This is a genomic window from Sphingomonas sp. EC-HK361 (assembly GCF_902498785.1).
In the GTDB taxonomy this organism is placed as follows: Bacteria; Pseudomonadota; Alphaproteobacteria; order Sphingomonadales; family Sphingomonadaceae; genus Sphingomonas.
On sequence record NZ_LR701493.1, the window covers coordinates 765,308 to 783,690 of the forward strand.

Sequence of the window (18,383 nt, forward strand, 5' to 3'; positions counted from 1 at the left end):
GCATATGCTTTCGGCGATCGGCCCAGGAATACGCGTCATTGGCGTTCGGGGAGGACGACGCACGTGAAGACTGCGCCACCCCCGATCTGCGTCACGGGCTTGCGCGGGTTTCCCGATGTGATGGGCGGGATCGAAAGCCACTGCGAGGAACTGCTGCCGCGGATCGCGGCGCTCGCGCCCGAGCAGCGGATCGTGGTGCTCGGTCGCGCGCCATATCTCGCCGAGCCGAAGCGGATGTGGCGCGACGTCGAGATCGTCGGGCTTCCCTGTCCGCGGTCGAAGAACTTCGAAACGATCCTGAGCACGCTGGGCGCGGTGTTCGAAGCGAAGCGGCGCGGCGCGCGGGTGCTTCATATCCATGCGATCGGGCCGGCGATCCTCACCCCGCTCGCGCGCGCACTCGGCCTGCGGGTGATCGTGACGCATCACGGCACCGATTACGACCGCGCGAAATGGGGACCGTTCGCAAAGGCGGTGCTGCGCGCCGGCGAGCGCGCGGCGCTAGCCTATGCCGATCGGATCATCGCGATTTCGCCCTCGCTCGCCGATCAGTTGCGGGCGAACTTTCCGCGCAAGGCCATGGCGGTCCACTATATCCCCAATGGCGCCCCGAAATTGCCGCAGGATGACGCGCCCGATGCGATGCTGGCGCGGCTGGGGATTGGCGATGCGCCCTTCCTCCTCGCAGTCGCGCGGCTGGTGCCGGAAAAGGGGCTGCACGATCTCATCGCCGCGCACCGGCTGGCGCCCGCTGGACGAAAGCTCGTCATCGTCGGCGGGGCCAACCATGACAGTCCTTACGCGCGCGATCTGATGGCGAACGCCGGGGCGGACGTGATCTTTGCCGGCGTGCAATCGCGCGCGGTGCTCGCGATGCTGTATCGCCGCGCCGCGATGTTCGCCATGCCGTCCTACCACGAAGGCCTGCCGATCGCCGCGCTGGAGGCGGCGAGCGAGGGCGCGGCGATGGTGCTGAGCGATATTCCCGCGAATCGCGATATCGGTCTGCCGGCGGCGAATTACTTTCCGGTCGGCGATGTCGATGCGCTGGCCGCGATGCTTTCGCGCGATCCTGGGGCATTGCGCGCGGATTCCGCCGGAGTCCGCGCGCGTTTCTCGTGGGACCGGGCGGCGGAGGAAACGCTAGGTCTTTACCGCGCGCTTCAGCCTGCAATGTCGCCGGAAATCCGCACCAGCGCGGCCTGAAGCGCGCCCGTATCGCGGCGGTCGGGGTGTCCCATCACCTGCAGGCGCGCCCCGTCCGAGACGATTTCGCCGGTCAACGGACGCCAGGCGCCCGCCTCCCACGTCCAGCTTCGGAACTGCCACGCACCGGCAGAGGCTCGCGCGATGTGAAAGGGCGGGCGTAACGGATCCTCGGCGACAGCCACCGCCAGCGATCCGGCGGGAAGTGCTGCAATCGCGCCGCCGATCAGGCCGCGTCTCGATACGTCCATCGCGTGCGCTCCATCATGCTTAGCGCGCCGCTAATAACGCATGTTGACCCTTTGGGCAGGCGCATCGTGACAGACAGACCCTCACGAGCGGCGGACTGACACGGCCGGGGGCGGCATCCGCGATCACGTCAGCCGGACTTTGACAAGGCGTCGCCGCGGCGGCGCCACGGTCCGAACGCGAGTGAAAACCATGGGTACGCGCTACATCTCGCCCACCGGCGCCGGCGACAAATCGGGATCGAGCATCGAGAATGCAGCGCCGATCGGCGCGCTCGATACGCAGATCGTCAAGGCGGGCGCTGGCGGGCAGGTGCTGTTGATCGCCGATGCTGGCATCTATCAGACGAGCGGGATCATCCCCGTCGCGCACGGCGGCGCGGACGGGCTTCCCGTCACGATTCGCGGGATCGATCACTTCGGCAATGCGATGGCGGCGCAGTTCAACGGCACGCGGCCGGTCGACTGGCATGCGGGCGACGCCGCCGGCAACGAGCTGTTCAAGCTCGGCAGCGGTACCAACCATCTGGTCTTTCAGGATATCGACATCAGCAATGTTGGGACCGCGTTTCGCGCAAGTGCCGACATCGCCGACATCACGATCGATCAGGTCGATGTCCATAATGCGCGCCGCTTCTTCGAGAATCTGGCGAGCGGCACCAGCGCGACGATCTCCGGCCTCACCATCCGCGATGTGACGGTGACCGGCTTCTCGCGCGAGGCGATTCGCCTGCAATACGATACCCACGACGTGGTGATCGAGAATGTGCGCGCCGACATGGCGGGGCAGGTGGGGGACGATCTGCCGGAGGGCATCCACCTCGACGGCACGGTGCACGGCGTCGTGATCCGCAACACCGTCATGGCCAATGTGCAGAGCGCAGGGAGCGGCAGCACCTATCTGAACGGCGACGGCTTCGCGACCGAGCGCGGGGTTTACGGCGTATTGTTCGAAAATACCGTCGCGAGCGGCAACAGCGACGGTGGCTATGATCTGAAATCCAGCGACACGGTGCTGATCGGCGCGGTCGCATCGGAGAACGCGCGGAACTACCGGTTCTGGGGCGAGATCACGATGAGCGATTCGATTGGCCTCAACCCCGTCTGGCGGGGCGGGTCGTCCGAGCAGAACCAGCTTTGGATCGCCGCCGGGGCGAAGGTGGCGATCAGCGACAGCGCCTTTGCGGATGCCGGGTCGCGGACGAAGGTGATCTCGTCGGAGGGCGCGTTGGTTCTGGATGGGGTGCAGATCGTCCATGCCGCGGACTCGATCCTGCTGACGTTGAGCACGCTGCTGTCGCTCGTCGGGCTGCCGACGCTTGCCGAAAGCAGTGTCGCGGCGGTGGGCAGCGCGTCTGCAGGGTGGTCGGCGAACGATCCGGCGATCTCGGCGTGGGTATCGTCGGTCCTTCGCGGGGCCAGCGACGACCATTTCTTCGGAACGGCGGCGGACGATCACTTCTTCGTCGATTCCGCGCGCGACACGATTGCCGAGGCTGCGCCGGGCGGGATCGACCATGCGGCGACGACGCTCGCGCGCTACACGCTTGGTGCGAACCTGGAGAACCTGACGCATATCGGTCCCGGCGATTTTACCGGCACTGGCAACGCGCTTGCCAACATCATCACCGGCGGCATCGGCCACGACACACTGATCGGACTCGATGGCAACGACACGCTCAATGGCGGGGCGGGCAACGATTCGCTTCAGGGCGGCAACGGCAACGACACGCTGAACGGCGGCGACGGCCATGACATGCTGCTCGGCGGATGGCAGGCCGATACGCTGGATGGCGGCGCGGGCGACGATCGGCTCATCGGTGACGTCAATTGGCTGAGCACGACCGGTGCGCGCGACATGCTGCGCGGGGGCGACGGCAACGATATCCTGTTCGGCGACGCAGAGACGATGGGTGGCACCGCGCATGGCGGAGTCGACAACCTGTCGGGCGGGGCCGGCAACGACACGCTCTACGGTGATGCGATGACGATGACCGGTAACGCGGTCGGCGGGCGGGATACGCTTTACGGCAATGATGGCGATGACCGGCTCTACGGCGACGGCGCGATCATGGCGGCGGGCGTCACGGGGGGCGACGACCGGATCGACGGTGGCGCGGGCAACGACATGATTGTCGGCGGCGGCGGTCACGACACGCTGATCGGGGGCACGGGCGCGGATCATTTCGTCTTCGCGCCCGGATCGGGGATCGACGACATCCTCGATTTCTCGTCGGCGGAGGGGGACAAGATCGATCTCTCCGCCTTCGGGGCCGCAGCGGCGGCCTATACGACGACGATGACCAGCGACGGACTCGTGGTGCATGTCGGCGACAGCAGCATCGTGCTGCACGATGTCTTCGCGCTGCATTCCTATGATCTGATCCTGATGTAGCGACGGGTTGCCCGCGCAAAGCGACGGGCGCCCCCGGCCATGGTGCATTGCAGCACGCGCGCGTGATATCCTCCGCGCGCGGCCGATCTTGCGGTCGCGCCGCGCATGAGGGCTCATGGTCGCACGGGCGACGATCTTGTTCGTCATCAATTCGCTCGCCGGCGGCGGGGCGGAGCGGGTGCTCGCGACGATTCTTGGCGCGTCGGCGCCGTGGCGGGATCGCTACGATATGCATCTCGCGCTGCTCGACGATGAACCGCGCGCCTATGCGTTACCGGACTGGATCGCGGTGACTCAGCTCGATTCGCGGCACCGGCTAGGGGCGAGCATCCTCCAGCTGCGTCGATTGGTCGGGCGGCTGAACCCCGACACGGCGCTGTCCTTCCTGACGCGCGCGAATGTCGCGACCGCGGTTGCAATGGCGGGGCGGGGGCGGCCTTGGCTGTTGAGCGAGCGGGTGAATACGAGCGCGCATCTCGGCAGCGGGGCGGGCGCAATGGCGGCGCGCGCGATGGTCCGGCTGGCCTATCCGCGCGCGTCGCATGTGATCGCGGTGTCGGACGGGGTTGCCGACGATCTGGTGGAAAATTTCGGCGTCGCGCGGGCGCGGGTCAGCGCGTTCGCGAACCCGGTCGATCATGACGCGATCGCGGCGCAGGCGGCGGCGCGGCCGCTTCTGGCGATCGACGGCGACTATATCGTCGCGGCAGGCCGGCTGGTGCCGAACAAGAACTTTGCGCTGTTGATCGACGCGTTCGCCGCGTCCGGATTGACGCATGATCTCGTCATCATGGGCGAGGGGCTAGAACGTGCCGCGCTCGAGGCGCGGGTCGCCGCGCGCAGGCTTGTCGGCCGCGTGCATCTGCCGGGCTTCGTCGAAAATCCCTTCGCGGTTCTGGCGCGTGCGCGGCTGTTCGCGATGTCGTCCAATGCGGAAGGCTTTCCGAACGGGCTGGTCGAGGCGATGGCCTGCGAGCTGCCGGTCGTCGCGACCAACTGCGCGTCGGGACCGTCGGAAATTCTGGCCGATCTGCCACGCGGTGTCGTTAGCGAAGCGCGGCCGGTCGCGGCCGGTGCGCTGGTGCCGCCCAACGATGTCACCGCCTTTGCGGCGGCCTTGCGCGAGGTCGCCAGTGAGCCGCGCCGCACCCAGGCCGCGGACGCCGCTCGCCGCCGCTCGCTCGATTACGGCGTGGCGCAGGCGACCGAACGCTATTGGCGTCGCATCGACGCCGCACTGGCGCCATCGCGCGCTGGCGGCGCGACCCCATCCTCCCTTTCCCTGTCGTCAGGAATCGTCCGATGAAGTTTGCTTTCGCCCTAGCGCTCATGCTGCTTTCCGCTTGTGTCGGGCAGACCCCGGTGCCGGGCGGCGGCCCGCCGCCAGCGGCCGATGCGCTGAAACTGGCGTCGGGGGACAAGCTGAAGATCACGACCTATGGCGAGCCGACGCTGACCGGCGAGTTTCAGGTGACGCCAGCGGGTACCGTCGCCTTTCCGCTGATCGGTGACATGCAGGCGGCCGGGCTCGATCCCGCAGCCTTCGCCCGTTCGCTTGAGGCAAAGCTGGGCGGCGGCTATCTGCTGAACCCCAAGGTCGCGGTCGAGGTGCTGAACTATCGCCCCATCTATGTGCTGGGCGAGGTGCAGAAGCCGGGTGAGTATCCCTTTACCCCCGGGCTGACGGTGCGCGGTGCGATCGCCAAGGCGGACGGCTACACCTACCGCGCGAACCAGAACAAGGTGTTCGTGAAGCGTGCCGGCGAGGCGGGCGAAACCGAATATCCGATGACCGCCGATTTCGCGATCATGCCCGGCGACACGGTGCGCTTTTCGGAACGGTATTTCTGATGGAGGAGACGGGCGAGCCGCATCTGCGCGGGTGCGCGGTCAGCTTCGCCAAGCTGAAGGCGCTGCTCGCCGCGGATCTCTACCGCTATGCTGGGCGCGTCGATCTGAAGAGCTTCGTGCGCCATTATGCCTTCACGCCGGGATACAAATATACCGTGCTGATGCGGACGTGCGGCTGGCTGAAGCGCAAGCCGGCTAAGGCGTTCGGGCTCTATCCGCTGTCGAAACTGCTGCTGCTGCGCGCGCGCTACAAATATGGTTTCGCGATTCCCGAATATACCGAGATCGGGCCGGGGCTGTTCCTCAACCGGTTCGGCGGTTTCTACATTCACGGTGACGCGGTGCTGGGGAGCAACGTCAACCTGACCCACGGCGTCGTGCTCGGTTATATGAACCGTGGCGCGCGCACGGGCGCGCCGGTGGTCAAGGATCGCAGTTTTCTGGGATCGGGCGCGAAGATCATCGGCGGGATCGCTGTGGGTCCGGATGCGGCGATCGGCGCCAATGCCGTGGTGACGAAGGACGTGCCCCCGCACGGGGTCGCCGTTGGTATTCCGGCAAAGATCGTGTCGGATCAAGGGTCGGACGGATATATCAACCGCATGGCGCCGCCTGCGCTGCTGGCGGCGTGCGTCGATGCCTATCCGGGCGTCGGCAAGCGGGTGCTGGAGGCGACACCAGCCTGACGCTCTGCTGTAAGGGCGGGAGAGGTCAGAGCCCCGATATCGTCACGCCGAGCGACACGCGGGTCTTTTCGAACTCGCGACCCGCCAGCAGCCCGGCGCTGTCCTGCGTCCGCCGCAGCACATCGGCGCGCAGCGCGACGCGCGGGCTGAGGCGGTAGACGCCGAAGGCGCGGTAGTTCCAGCGATCGTCGTCGCGGTCGATGTTGTTGTAGTTGCGCCGCTCCTTCTCGACACTGGCGCTGAGGATAAGGTTGCGCAGCAATTCGTAATCGGCGCGCACCGACGCGGTCGTCGCAAGATAGCCTGCGGCGTCGAGGATGCCCGTTTCGTTGACGCTGCGATCGACATTGGCGGTGAGCGTGACGAGAGGCGTCAGGAAATATTCCAGCTCGCCGCGCACCAGCAGGCCCGAAATGTCCTGGAAGAACGGATCGCGGTAATGCTGCGCCAGATAGCCGGCGCGCAGCGATCCGCGCATCTTCGCGCCGAGCTCGAAGCTGGAGCCGGCGGCGATCTCGTAACCGCGCGAGTCGCGTGCGGGCACGGGGCCGACCCGCGTGCGATAGTCCCGGATGTTGTAGGACACTGCGCCGAAGAGCGAGAGGCTCGGGCTGAACGCGTATTCGCCAGTGCCGGTGCCGGTGTAGGTCGTGCGGTCTCGGAAATCCTGATCGACCACGCCGCCCAGCGGATCGGTGCCGTCGCGGTAATCGCGCTTTTCCGCGCTGATTTGCGCCCGCAGGCGGACACGGTTGAAGACCTGGCTCAGCGTCCCCGATCCTTCGGTGATCGTGAAGCGGATCGGCCGGGTCGCGAGCACCGGCGAATCGGGATCGGTGCGCTCCTGAGCGAAACGGCCGTGGAGCGCGGACAGGTCGAATGTCGTCGCGTTGCTGATGACGTAATGCGCAGAGCCATCGACGCGGTAGTTGGTCTGGTTCTCGCTGGTGCGATTGGCGTAGCGGGTGAGATCGAACTGGCCGCTCAGCGTCCATTTCAGGTTGGGTGACGGCCGCACGATCTTCAACCGCGGGACGACATGGAGATAGGCGTCGTCGATGCGCGGCGCGCCGACCGCGAAGAGATTGTCGTCATAGCCGGTGCCGATCGCCATCGACGGGGTGAGCTCGAGGATGCCGAGGTGCATCGGCACCGGCTCATATTCGGGATGCTCGCGCTCCATCACGCTGATGTTGCGATCGCGGCCGAAGGCGCTCGCCGAACTCGCGCGGCCGGCAAGGTCGGTAGCGTCGGAGGTTTGCGCGTGCGCGACGCCCGCGCATAGCGCGTTCGCCATGCCGGCAAAGACAATCAGTTTCGGCCTCATCGGCGCCCTAACGTTACAAGCAGAGGAAGATGGTCGGAGCCCGCCGCGGCCAGCCGCGTCACGCCGATCACGCCCCAGGCTGGACCGGCATAGAGCTGGTCGATCGGCAGGAACGCGAAGCCGCTCGGCCAGCTCCACGCCGCGCACGTCATCCGAACGAGCGGCGCTAAGGCGGTGTCCTGGTGGCGCATCGCGGCGCTCCACGGCGTCAGGTTCATGTCGCCGCCGAGGATGAGCGCATTGCGATCGATACGGCCGAGCGCGCGCGCCATCGCTGCACGGGCGGATGCTGCCCGTGCGGCGGGAAGCGGCCAGGGATAGTGGAGCGTCGCAACGGTGACCGGCGCGCCGCCGGGCACCGCGATCGTCGCCCACAGGATCGGCGGACCGAAGGCGAGTCCGTGCGCGTCCTTCAGGAAATAGCCAGAGGCGCGGATCGGCCAGCGCGACAGGATCGCGAGGCCGCAGCGGTTGTTCGGGCACCGCGTGGCGTAAGGGAGGGTTCCGGCAGCCGCAGCGAGCAGCAGGGGGCGGCTGCGCGACGTTTCCTGCAGCAGCGCGATGTCCGGCGCCGCCGCCGCGATCGCCGCGCCGGTCGCTCCCGGGGTGGCATTATCGACCCAGACATTATGCGTAAGGACTCGAAGCGGCCGTGCGGTCGTGGTCGCTGCGGGGATGGCGCGCATCGCTTCGTGCGTGGTGGCGAAAGCCACCGGCGCGGCGGCGACCGCAGCGAGCGGAAGCAGCCAGCGAGAGGAGCGCCCGGCGAGGATCACGCCGACCAGCAGCGCTGCGCCGATGAGCGGAAGGAAGGACGCGAGCACATCGAGCGTCGGCACCCAGATGCCGAGCAGCGCCAGCCATGCGAACAACGCGGCGGCAACGACGAGCGTCCGCCCAAGCATCGGCAACGCTCTCATCGGCGTGCGGCCAGCATCTGGCGCAATCGGTGTCCGCGCCGGCGCAGGCCTGCCGGCACGATCTGCGCGGCGAGAACGAGCGCGGCGATGCCCAACCCTTCAGGCAGATACACATCGCGCGCCCGGATCGCTGTGCGGCCGGGATATTTCATCGCGTAGCGCGCGTAATGCGCGATCTCCTGGTTCGCGAGCCGGCGGAGCAGCGCGGCCTCGTGCGGGGCGGAATCGGCGATCAGCATGCGCGCGGTGTGGACCAGCAGCGGCAGGTCGAGCGTCGTCGTCGATTTGCTGACCTTGTTGTCCGAATCGCGGTGGAAGTCGGCGGTGGTGTCGGGAAGGTAGCGCAGCCGGCCAACACGCAGGACGCGCAGCCACAAATCCTTGTCGCCGCCGCGCACTGCCTTGCCATGAGGAAAGCCGCCGGCCGCGAGGATGGCAGACCGCCGGATCGCGATCGCGCCCGTCCACATCGGGCATTCGCGCACTGCCAGCCAGTTTTCGAGGAAGCCGGCGAAATCGAGCGTCACTGCGTCGGTCAAAGCCGGTGCGATGCGCTGCGGCTGACGGCGATCGGCGAAGACATGATCGAACCGTGTCGCGGCGGCATCGACATCCGGCGCGTCGGCGATGCCGCGGGCGAGCACCGCGAGATGATCGGGGTGCCACAGATCGTCTGCATCGAGAAAGGCGATCCAGTCGCCGGTCGCGGCTTCGATGCCGAGATTGCGCCCGGCATAACCGCCCGGTCCCGGCGTCGCGAGATCGAGCAGGCGGATCGTCGGGTCGTTGATCGCCGCAGCAATCGCTCGCCCTTCGTCGCTAGAGGCGTTATCGACGACGATGATCTCGTGCGCCGGCAGGGTCTGGCGCTGGACGCTTGCGATCGCATCCCGGACATGCGCGGCCTTGTTGTAGAGCGGCATGACGACGGAAAAGCGCGGCGGCGCTATTGGCGGCGGCGCCATCAGTCGCGCGCCGCCTTGTGGCCACGCGCGAGCCGCACGAACTCACCCGTCGCGACGCTGGCGAGCGACAGCGTCAGCCGCATCATCGCGAGCCGCTGGCCAAAGGAAAAGCCGGGCGAGACGGCGGCGCGGCGCAGGCGACGCAGCGTGTCCACCGCGGTCACGCCGAGAACACGCGCGAGGCGCGGTGCGTCGCGGGTGCGGTCCCAGCGCCCGCCGCTCAGCCGGCGGCGCTTGCGGACGAGCTCGGCGCGGTCGGCGCGCACCGGGTGGCGCACGACCATCTGCGGCACATAGATGAGCGGGTGCCCCGCGTCGCGGATGCGGAGCGCCATCTGGCGGTCGCCGCCCGATTTCAGCGCCGCGTCGAATCCGCCCAGCGCGCGCAGCACTTCGGCGCGGCTGATCCAGTTCGCTGTCGCGCAATTGCCGCGCGCGGCATGGACCTGCGGGAAGCTGAACAGGCGTTCGTAATCGGCATAGACGCGCGCGCCGGGAGCACCTTCCTCGAACAGGTCGATCTGTCCGGCAAGGACCCCGAAGTCGGGGTTCGCCGCTGCCGCAGCGAGCCCGGCCTCGAGCCAGTCGGGCGCGGGTACGCAATCGGCATCGGTAAAGGCGATCAGCGTCGCGCCCGCGGCCGCGATGGCGGTGTTGCGCGCAGCATAGGAGCCGGGGGTTAGTTCGGCGAGCAGGGTGATGTCCGGATATTCGCGCACGATGTCGGCGGTGCGATCGCTCGAACCGTTGTCCACCACGATGATGTCGTAGCGCGCGCGATCGATCGTCTGACGCGACAGCGCGTCGAGGCAGCGACGGATCACTGCCTCGCCGTTCCAGACGGGCACAACGACGCTCATCAATGGGACGCTCACCACTGCGCGCGTCACGACTCGTCACCTCGTCCGACGTCCTGCATCCGCATCGTCCTTCCGCGCGACGAACCGAGCGTCAAGAAATTGCTGCGTCTGCGAAGGTGAAGCGCCCCGTCATGCCGATGACCCGATATTCGAATTCTGCGTGCACCTTGGCCGTCGCGCGTATCGCTCGTTACGTCGCACCGGCGCCTTGCGCTGCACCGCGGAATAATCTCTCCACGGTTCGTGGTTTCGATCCAGACTGATCCGGCGGCCGCGGAGGGATTCGCGACCGAAATCCTCGTGGTGTCGCTGGCGGACGCTGCGGATCGCCGCGCGGCCTTCGCGGATCGCGCGCGCGGCGCCAATGCTGCGTGGCGGTTCGTCGATGCCGCGACCGGGTTGATCCCTGCGCTGACGCTCGACGAAGCGGCGGTGCGCCGCAACAAGGGCCGCGCGCTGACCAAAGGCGAGATCGGCTGCTACGCCAGCCATTTCGCGATCTGGGACGACATGGTGGCGCGCGGGATCGCGCAGGTGATCGTGCTGGAAGACGATACGATCGTGGACTGGGCATATCTGGAGCGGCTGGGGGCGATCGATCTTGCAGCGCGCGGGTTCGATTATCTTCGGCTGTATGCGAAGCGCCCCACCTCCTACCGCGTGGTCGCGAAGGATTTCCTCCAGCATTCGCGCACCGTCGTCGAGCTGATCGGGCTCGCCTACGGCACGCAAGGCTATGCGATCACCCTGAAGGGCGCTCGCGCGCTCGCAGGCGAATGCCGCGTGATCCGGCGGCCGATCGACGATGCAATGGACCGGTCCTGGGCGCACGGTGTGCGTAATCTCGCGCTGGTGCCGGCGCCGATCCTGGAAGCGACGGTGCCGTCCGCCATCGGAGCGGCGCGTTTCACCGGGAAGGACGATCCGGCATTTCACACCGTTCGCCAGCGGGCGTGGCGGCGGCTGGAACGCATGCGGATGCGGCTGCTGAAGGTGAGGCGAATCCTTGGCCGCTGACCCAGCCCGTTTCGACACCGACCTGCGTCGGCGGAGCAAGAGCTCGATCGGCTGGACGCTGGTGCGGTTCCTGTCCGATCAGGTTTTTTCCTTCATCGTTTTCGTGCTTCTCGCGCGGCTGCTGTCGCGTGCCGAAGTCGGTGCGTTCGCGGTCATTGCGGTCACGTCGGAGGCGTTCCGGATCGTCTCGACCGCGGGACTGCTTCAGACGATCGCGCGACGGCGCGAACTGACGCCGGCGTTCCTCGATACCATCCACCGGTCGCAACAGGCGTTTTCGCTTGTGTCGTGCGGGATCATCATCCTGCTGGCCAGGCCGATCGCGGCGCTGATGGGTGCGCCGAACATCGCGCTGCCGCTGGCAGTGCAAAGCCTGGTGCTGCCGCTCGCCTCGCTAGGCGTCACGCATATGGCGCTGCGCCTGCGCGAGTTCGGGCATCGCACGACCGCGCTGCGATCGGTGGTCAGCGGGCTGCTCGGCGGGGGAGCGGCGGTAGCGGCGGCGTTCTTCGGGCTCGGGCTGTGGGCGCTGGTGATCCAGCGGCTGGTGTCCGAGGCCGTGGGCGTCGTGCTGTCGCGCAATTCCTATGACTGGACGCCGGGGTGGCAGTTCGAATGGCCGATCCTGCGCGGCAATCTGATGCTGAATGCGAGTCTGATCTACGTCCAGCTCGTGTTCCTGGCGACGGTGCGCGTGCAGGAAATGGCGATCGGCGCGGGTATCGGGCTCGCTGCGGTCGGCGTCTATCGCACCGCGTGGCGGACGGTGGAGCTGATCGCGCGCGGCGCCATCCAGCCGTTCACGACGGTCGCGACGCAGACGCTTGCGCGGGTGAAGGACGATACCGCGCAGCTGGCGCGCGCCTATCGCTGGATGATCGGGCGGGCGGCGGCGATATCCTTCCCGGCGCTGGTCGGATTCGGTGCGCTGGCGCCGATCGCGGTGCCGTTCGTGTTCGGGGCGAAGTGGAACGAGGCCGGCGAGCTGGCGCAGATCTTTGCGTTCATGGCGCTGCCGTTCACGCTCAACTTCTTCGCGTCGCCATCGCTGTCGGCGCTCGGCGCGGGACGGAGCCTCATCGCGCTGTCGACGACGCAGCTCGTGCTCAGCGTCGTGCTGACGCTGCTTTCGCTGCCGTTCGGTCTGTTCGCGGTCGCGATCTCCTATGTGGCGCGGGCATATCTGACGGTGCCGCTGCAAATCTGGCTGTTGCGGCGCGCGTCGGGGATCGGGCCGGCGACGACCTTTGCCGCGGTCGGCGCGCCGCTCGGCGCATCGACGGTGATGGGCGTGGCGCTGTTCGCCGGTCTGCGCGGGCTGGAGATGATGGGAGCGAGCCCGCTCATGACGCTAGCCGCGCTCGTTCCCCTGGGTGTCGCGATCTACGCCGCCGTGCTGCTCGCCATTGGCCCCGAATGGCGCACGATGATCCTCGGCCTCGCCCATCGTCTGAGAAAGGCCCGTATTTGACGCCCCCATCTACACCCGCACATGCCACTGCAGATCAGGTCGTTTCCGGCCTGGCCGATCGGTTCGCGGCGACGCTCGATCGCATCCTGCCGCCGGGCAAGCTCGCGCTCGTCGATTTCCCCGACCACAGCAATGTCGGCGATTCGGCGATCTGGCTCGGCGAGATGGCGTATCTGCGCAGCGCCGGGCGCTTGCCGTCCTACGTCTCTTCACTCGGCGATCAGGACGATGCCGTGATGGCGGAGGCGATCGGCGACGGCACGATCCTGATCCATGGCGGCGGCAATTTCGGGACCCTGTGGCCAAAGCACGAGGCATTCCGTCTGCGCATGCTGCGCGAGCATCCCGGCCGCGCGATCGTCCAGATGCCGCAGTCGATCCATTACGACGCGCCCGAACGCGCCGACGAGATGGCGGCGGCGATCCGCCAGCATGGCCGCTTCACGCTGCTGGTGCGCGACGCGAAGTCGCTGGCGTTCGCGCGCGAACGGTTCGAGTGTGCGGTCGAGCTTTGCCCCGATGCCGCGCTGATGCTGGGACGGTTGCCGCGGCCAGCGGCGGCGGCGGCGCCGGTGTTTGCGCTGCTGCGCACCGATCATGAGCGGGCGGCGGGCGGCGACGCCGCGCTGCCCGCGGGCGTCATTGCCGACGACTGGCTGGACGAGGACGAAGGCGAGCGGCGGCGGATCCGGCTTTCGCTCAAGCTGCGCCGGTTGCTCGTGCGCGACGCGCAGGCGCGGCGGCTGATGCGCCAGCGGACGCTCGCCGAATGGCGGTTGGAGCGCGGGCTCGCGATGCTGGCGCAGGGCGATCGGGTCGTGACCGACCGGCTCCACGCGCACATCCTGTCGCTGCTGCTCGACATCCCCCACGTCCTGCTCGACAACAGCTACGGCAAGGTCGCGGGCTTCGCCGATCAATGGACGGCGGGCTATGCCGGGCTTTCGCGCGCGACGTCACGCGCGGAGGCGATCGCAAAGGCCCTGCGCGCGGGGTAGTCATCCGGTCGCGGTCGCCGCTCCGACTGGCTCTTCCGATAGATCGTGTAGCCGCAGAGGAAGCCGTAGAGGCCGAGCCCCTCGACCTGCCAGAACGGCATCGTCGCCATGTTGAGCAGCAGGAACGAGGCGTGGGCGGAGATCAGCATCAGCCGCTCGCCCTTCGCGGTGATCGCCGCCCATAGCATCGTCCCCCACAACAGCAGCATGCCGAGCACGCCGAGGAGGCCGAGTTCGTAGACGGTGCTGACGAGCGTGTTGTGGGGATAGACCTTGAACAGCCCGGCCCAGCTTTCCGGTCCGAAGCCGAAAACGTGCTGGACTGGGCCGCCCTCCTTCCAGGCGTAGAGGTAGCTCGACCAGATATAGGCGCGGGCGGACATGACCTGCTTGTCGGCCCAGGTGAAGTCGGACGGCGGCTTGATGAGTGCGCCCGGATGCGCGGCGAAGGTCGCGATGTCGGCGAACTTGCTGCCGTAGAAAACCACTGCCACGCCGACGAGGATGACGGCGAGCGCCGCGCCGACCCCGGCCATGAACGGGCGCTGGTCGCGCCGGACGCTGGTGGTGATCCCGACCCACAGCGTCGCGAGCGCCAGCGGCCCCATCGCGAAGATCGCGGTGCGGTAGCCGGCAAGCTGGATGCCGACGAGCATCGCCAGCAGGAAGACCAGCCGGGGCAGCGGGTGCGCCGCGCGCGCGAAGCAGCCGACGACGAACCCCGCCACGAGCGCGACCGAGAAGGCGGCTTCGTGGTTGTAGCCGCCGATCCAGACGAGCCCGTCCTCAAGCTCCGACCCCTTGGGCAAGTGAAGGATGACCGACAGCCACTGGAAGACCGCGAGCGGCAGGAAGGCGACCATCAGCCAGCCGACGAAGCGCCCTTCGGGATCGCGGCGGTGCGCCTGATACACGGCGATCGCGATGACGACGTAGTAGAGATATTTGACGATCGCGTTCACCGCCCCGGTCGGATCGTCGTTGAGGACGGCGCTCGCCAGCAGCATCGCCATCAGGAGGTAGACCGGCAGCAGCCAGCGGACCGCGAGGTTGGCGAAGCGGACGATGAACAGCAGCCCGATCGCGGTGGTCGCGATCGAAAGCACCGCATTGCCGGAAAGCCCCGCGACGAGCGGGCGGAACATCCACAGATGATACGCACCCGCGATGTAGCGCAGCCACAGCGCGACGAGGACGAAGCGCGCCGCGGTGCTCGTCGAGCGGGCAAACGCAAGCGCGAGCGGCACGAGCAGCAGGAGCGTGACGGGGACGAGAATCTCGAGCCCGAAGGACGGGCCGAAACTGGTGCTTTCGTTCACGCGCGCTCTCGATCAGGCTGTGTGATAGCTCTCGACGTCCCGGTAGTAATAGCCGGCGTCGCCGAACCCGGCGCGCGCCTGCTCGACGACGTTGACCTGGGTCTGCGCGACGCCGAGGACGTTGGCGTCGACATCGGCAAGCCGGTTGAGCGCGATCTCCGCCGCTTTCGCCGGGGTCGTGCGCCAGCGCAGCAGGAAGACGACGCCGTCCGCAAGACTGGCGACGACCCGCGCTTCGTCGATCGCGAGAACGGGGGCGGTATCGAGGAGGATCAGCTCGAACCGCTCGCGTAGCTGCGCCAGCAGGGCGGCAAAGCGCCCGCCTTCGGTCAGCGTCAGTTCGGCGGCGTCGATGCGTTGCGGCAGCAGCCACGCGCCGGTCGCGGTGTCCTTGACCAGCACCTGATCGAGCTGTGCCGACCCGGCGAGCACTTCGTTCAGCCCTGCCTTGACCTGTCCCCCGAACTGGCGACTGGTCGCGCGACGCCGCGGGTCGCAATCGATGAGCAGCGTCGTGATCCCGGCCGCCGCGGCGGTGCGGGCAAGGCAGATCGCGGTCGTCGTCTTGCCCTCACCGGGCACCGACGAGGCGATCGCGATGACCCGGTGGCGCAGATCGGGCGTCGCGAACTGGATCGAGGTGCGCAGCGACCGGAACGCCTCCGCCAGCAGCGATTGCGGACGCTGCAGGACGAGATCCATCGGCTGCGCGGGCAGGCCGCCCTTGCGATATTCGGGCAGCGTGTTGGCATCGGGGATCGACGCCAGCACCGGCAGGCCGAGCCGCTTCTCGATTGCGTCGCTCGTCTCAAGTCCGCGCTCGAGCAACTGGAGCAGCAAGACGACAAGCGCCGCGATGCCGAGGCCACCAACGAGCGCGGCGGCGGCGTAGAGCAGCAGATTGGGCGAGCTCGGTACCGCGGGCACGCGTGCAGTGGCGACGATGTAGCTGTCGCTCTGCTCCAGCCCTTCCTGCGCGACGGTCTGACGATAGCGATCAAGGAACGAGCGGTAGAGCGTGCGCGCGGACTCGGCGTTGCGCTCCAGCTCGTTCAGCCTGACAGACGCATTGTTGTCGGCGGCAAGCTTGCCCTCGGCGCGACCGATCGACCCTTGTAGCGAGGCAGCGCGCTGGCTCGCGATGTTCGCCTGGATCGAGGTGTTGGCGACGATGCGGCGGACCTCTGCCGCGATCTGTGCGTCGGTGTTTGCCTGCGCCTTTTCCGCCCGCTGCAGATCGGGATGGAGCGGGCCGTAGCGCTTTTGCAGGCTGGCGACCTCGCGGCCGATCTCGGCGCGCTGCGCGCGAAGCTGACTGACGACCGGGGAGTCGAGCGCCTCGCCGAGCTCCTCGCCACTGCGACCGCGGGCAAGCTGCGCGCGCGCGGTCGACAGGCGCGCCTGCGCCGCGGCGTTCTCCGCCTTCGCCTGGGCCAGCTGGGTCGACAGGTTCGACAGTTCGTCCTGGCTCACCGTGCTGAGGTTCGATACCGCAAACAGGCTGTTCGCGGCGCGGAAGTCGGCGACCGCCTTTTCGGCGGCGAGAACCTGGCCGCGCATCTGCTGCAAGCGCCCTTCGAGGAAGCGGCTCGCGCGCTTGGTCGCGCCCGATTTCGTGCCAACCTGGCCTGCGACATAGGTCTGGGCGATGGTGTTGACGATCTGGGCCGCAAGGGTCGGTGACGGCGATTCGTAGGAGATGCTGATCGCGTAGGACAGGCCGTCGCGCTTCACCGTCAGGTTGCCGAGCACGTTGCCGATCGCGCGCGCGCGGGCAATGGGATCGGGCTTCGCGTTGGGGGCAGCGGCAATCGCGAGTCCGCCGTTGAAATCGGCGTTGCGATCGAGCCGCAGCGTATCGACGACGGTGCCGATGAGCGCGGGCGAGCGCAGCGCCTCGACCTCGGTATCGACCGCGGCTGAGTCCGGATCGACGGTCGGGGTCACCTGATCCTCGGCGATGACCTTTTCGGCGGTCCGCTCGAGCGCGACCTGCGCGGTCGCGACATAGCGCCGCTCGGCAAGCATGTAGGCGACGAGCGCAAGCGCGGCCGCCACGGCGAGAATGACGCCGATGACGAGCGCACGGCGGCGGATGATGCGGCCGATCCCGCGAACATCGATCAACGTCGATTCATCGACGTCCGACTGCGTGCCGATCGCATGGGTGCGAGCGCGGGTGCGGGTTGCGCCATCCATTGCGGTCACGCCCTTTCCAGAAGATCATGGAGGGCGGGCGCGATATCGGGTCGCGAGAGCGCGACCGCGATCGTCGCGCGAACGAAGCCGCGCTTGTCGCCGCAATCGTGCCGAGTCCCCTGAAAGGTGACGCCGTGGAAGGGCTGGCGGCCGATGAGCTGGGCGAGCGCGTCGGTCAGCTGGATTTCGCCGCCGGCGCCTTCCTCCTGCTGCGCGAGGATGTCCATGACCTCGGGCTGGAGGATGTAGCGGCCGATAATGCCAAGGTTCGACGGAGCGACCGCGGGCGCCGGCTTTTCCACCAATCCCTTTACCTCGGTCAGAACTCCGTCAGCGCTGCCCGGCGTGATGATGCCGTATTTGTCGGTCTGGTCGGGCGCGACTTCCTCGGCGCAGATCAGGTTGCCGCCGACCCGGGCATAGGCATCGACCATCTGCTTCAGACAGCCGGGGCGGCCCAGCATCAGATCGTCGGGCAACAGCACCGCGAACGGCTCGTCGCCGACGATGCGGCGCGCGCACCATACCGCATGGCCAAGGCCGAGCGGCTCCTGCTGACGAACGATCGCGATGTCGCCCGGCGCAAAGCGCGTGTCGGCGAGAATGTCGAGCGATTTGCCCCGGCGCTCCATCGTCTCCTCAAGCTCAAAGGCGTGGTCGAAGTGATCCTCGATCAGCGACTTGCCGCGGCTGGTGACGAAGATGAACTGCTCGATGCCCGCCTCACGCGCCTCGTCGATGGCATATTGGATCAGCGGCCGATCGACGACCGGCAGCATTTCCTTGGGCATCGCCTTCGTCGCAGGAAGAAAGCGCGTGCCCAGCCCGCCGATGGGGAACACTGCCTTGCGCACCTTGTGCATGAACGATCTCCTCTGCGGAGCGCGGGTGCCAACAGGCCCCGTGCGCGCGTGATCCGAC

General features: G+C 67.7%; 16 protein-coding genes. 8 read left to right on the plus strand and 8 right to left on the minus strand.

The genetic code is table 11. From position 1 onward, the window contains the following. Positions 1 to 63 precede the first annotated feature (63 nt). On the plus strand, positions 64 to 1,206 hold the full coding sequence (locus BOS5A_RS05060; protein ID WP_234419209.1) for a glycosyltransferase family 4 protein: 1,143 nt from the start codon (positions 64 to 66) through the stop codon (positions 1,204 to 1,206). Here the strand turns inward: BOS5A_RS05060 and BOS5A_RS05065 are convergent. Beyond that, a complete protein-coding gene (locus BOS5A_RS05065; protein ID WP_151954088.1) occupies positions 1,164 to 1,457 on the minus strand; it encodes a hypothetical protein in 294 nt (97 codons plus the stop codon). The two genes, BOS5A_RS05060 and BOS5A_RS05065, sit on opposite strands and share 43 nt — an antisense overlap. Before the next feature lie 190 nt (positions 1,458 to 1,647). Here BOS5A_RS05065 and BOS5A_RS05070 point away from each other — a divergent pair, with 190 nt between their 5' ends. From BOS5A_RS05070 to BOS5A_RS05085, 4 genes are all read left to right on the plus strand, one after another. After that, a complete protein-coding gene (locus tag BOS5A_RS05070; protein ID WP_151954089.1) occupies positions 1,648 to 3,849 on the plus strand; it encodes a calcium-binding protein in 2,202 nt (733 codons plus the stop codon). Positions 3,850 to 3,964: 115 nt separating this feature from the next. After that, a complete protein-coding gene (locus BOS5A_RS05075) occupies positions 3,965 to 5,155 on the plus strand; it encodes a glycosyltransferase (protein WP_234419210.1) in 1,191 nt (396 codons plus the stop codon). Beyond that, a complete protein-coding gene (locus BOS5A_RS05080; RefSeq protein ID WP_151954090.1) occupies positions 5,152 to 5,700 on the plus strand; it encodes a polysaccharide biosynthesis/export family protein in 549 nt (182 codons plus the stop codon). The genes BOS5A_RS05075 and BOS5A_RS05080 overlap by 4 nt, the downstream gene beginning before the upstream one ends. Further along, positions 5,700 to 6,386, plus strand: a complete 687-nt coding sequence (locus BOS5A_RS05085) for a serine acetyltransferase (RefSeq protein WP_151954091.1) — start codon at positions 5,700 to 5,702, stop codon at positions 6,384 to 6,386. Before BOS5A_RS05080 ends, BOS5A_RS05085 begins: the two co-directional genes overlap by 1 nt. 25 nt (positions 6,387 to 6,411) lie before the next feature. Here the strand turns inward: BOS5A_RS05085 and BOS5A_RS05090 are convergent, their stop codons facing one another. From BOS5A_RS05090 to BOS5A_RS05105, 4 genes are read right to left on the minus strand one after another with little or no spacing between them, the layout of a single operon-like run. Beyond that, entirely contained in the window at positions 6,412 to 7,713 is a 1,302-nt protein-coding gene (locus tag BOS5A_RS05090) for an outer membrane beta-barrel protein (RefSeq protein WP_151954092.1), read from the minus strand. Then, positions 7,710 to 8,633 (minus strand): endonuclease/exonuclease/phosphatase family protein, encoded by a 924-nt coding sequence (locus tag BOS5A_RS05095; protein WP_151954093.1) that lies wholly within the window; start codon positions 8,631 to 8,633, stop codon positions 7,710 to 7,712. Before BOS5A_RS05095 ends, BOS5A_RS05090 begins: the two co-directional genes overlap by 4 nt. Beyond that, positions 8,630 to 9,598: a glycosyltransferase family 2 protein gene (locus BOS5A_RS05100; protein ID WP_234419211.1), complete on the minus strand. Its 969-nt coding sequence runs from the start codon at positions 9,596 to 9,598 to the stop codon at positions 8,630 to 8,632. The genes BOS5A_RS05095 and BOS5A_RS05100 overlap by 4 nt, the downstream gene beginning before the upstream one ends. Beyond that, on the minus strand, positions 9,598 to 10,458 hold the full coding sequence (locus BOS5A_RS05105) for a glycosyltransferase (protein WP_234419212.1): 861 nt from the start codon (positions 10,456 to 10,458) through the stop codon (positions 9,598 to 9,600). Before BOS5A_RS05105 ends, BOS5A_RS05100 begins: the two co-directional genes overlap by 1 nt. Positions 10,459 to 10,701: 243 nt before the next feature. Here BOS5A_RS05105 and BOS5A_RS05110 point away from each other — a divergent pair, with 243 nt between their 5' ends. Genes BOS5A_RS05110 through BOS5A_RS05120 form a run of 3 tightly spaced genes read left to right on the plus strand, consistent with a single transcriptional unit; the run spans position 10,702 to position 13,944 of the window. Next, positions 10,702 to 11,475 carry a glycosyltransferase family 25 protein gene (locus tag BOS5A_RS05110; RefSeq protein ID WP_234419213.1) on the plus strand — a complete coding sequence of 258 codons (774 nt, stop codon included), beginning with the start codon at positions 10,702 to 10,704 and terminating at the stop codon, positions 11,473 to 11,475. Next, entirely contained in the window at positions 11,465 to 12,946 is a 1,482-nt protein-coding gene (locus tag BOS5A_RS05115) for an oligosaccharide flippase family protein (protein WP_151954094.1), read from the plus strand. Before BOS5A_RS05110 ends, BOS5A_RS05115 begins: the two co-directional genes overlap by 11 nt. Beyond that, positions 12,943 to 13,944, plus strand: a complete 1,002-nt coding sequence (locus BOS5A_RS05120; protein ID WP_234419214.1) for a polysaccharide pyruvyl transferase family protein — start codon at positions 12,943 to 12,945, stop codon at positions 13,942 to 13,944. The genes BOS5A_RS05115 and BOS5A_RS05120 overlap by 4 nt, the downstream gene beginning before the upstream one ends. Here the strand turns inward: BOS5A_RS05120 and BOS5A_RS05125 are convergent. Genes BOS5A_RS05125 through BOS5A_RS05135 form a run of 3 tightly spaced genes read right to left on the minus strand, consistent with a single transcriptional unit; the run spans position 13,878 to position 18,325 of the window. Then, a complete protein-coding gene (locus BOS5A_RS05125) occupies positions 13,878 to 15,263 on the minus strand; it encodes an O-antigen ligase family protein (RefSeq protein ID WP_151954096.1) in 1,386 nt (461 codons plus the stop codon). The two genes, BOS5A_RS05120 and BOS5A_RS05125, sit on opposite strands and share 67 nt — an antisense overlap. 12 nt (positions 15,264 to 15,275) lie before the next feature. Then, entirely contained in the window at positions 15,276 to 17,462 is a 2,187-nt protein-coding gene (locus BOS5A_RS05130) for a GumC family protein (RefSeq protein WP_151954097.1), read from the minus strand. Between the two features lie 5 nt (positions 17,463 to 17,467). After that, positions 17,468 to 18,325, minus strand: coding sequence for a UTP--glucose-1-phosphate uridylyltransferase (locus BOS5A_RS05135; RefSeq protein ID WP_151954098.1), 858 nt, complete (start codon positions 18,323 to 18,325; stop codon positions 17,468 to 17,470). Between the last annotated feature and the right edge of the window lie 58 nt (positions 18,326 to 18,383).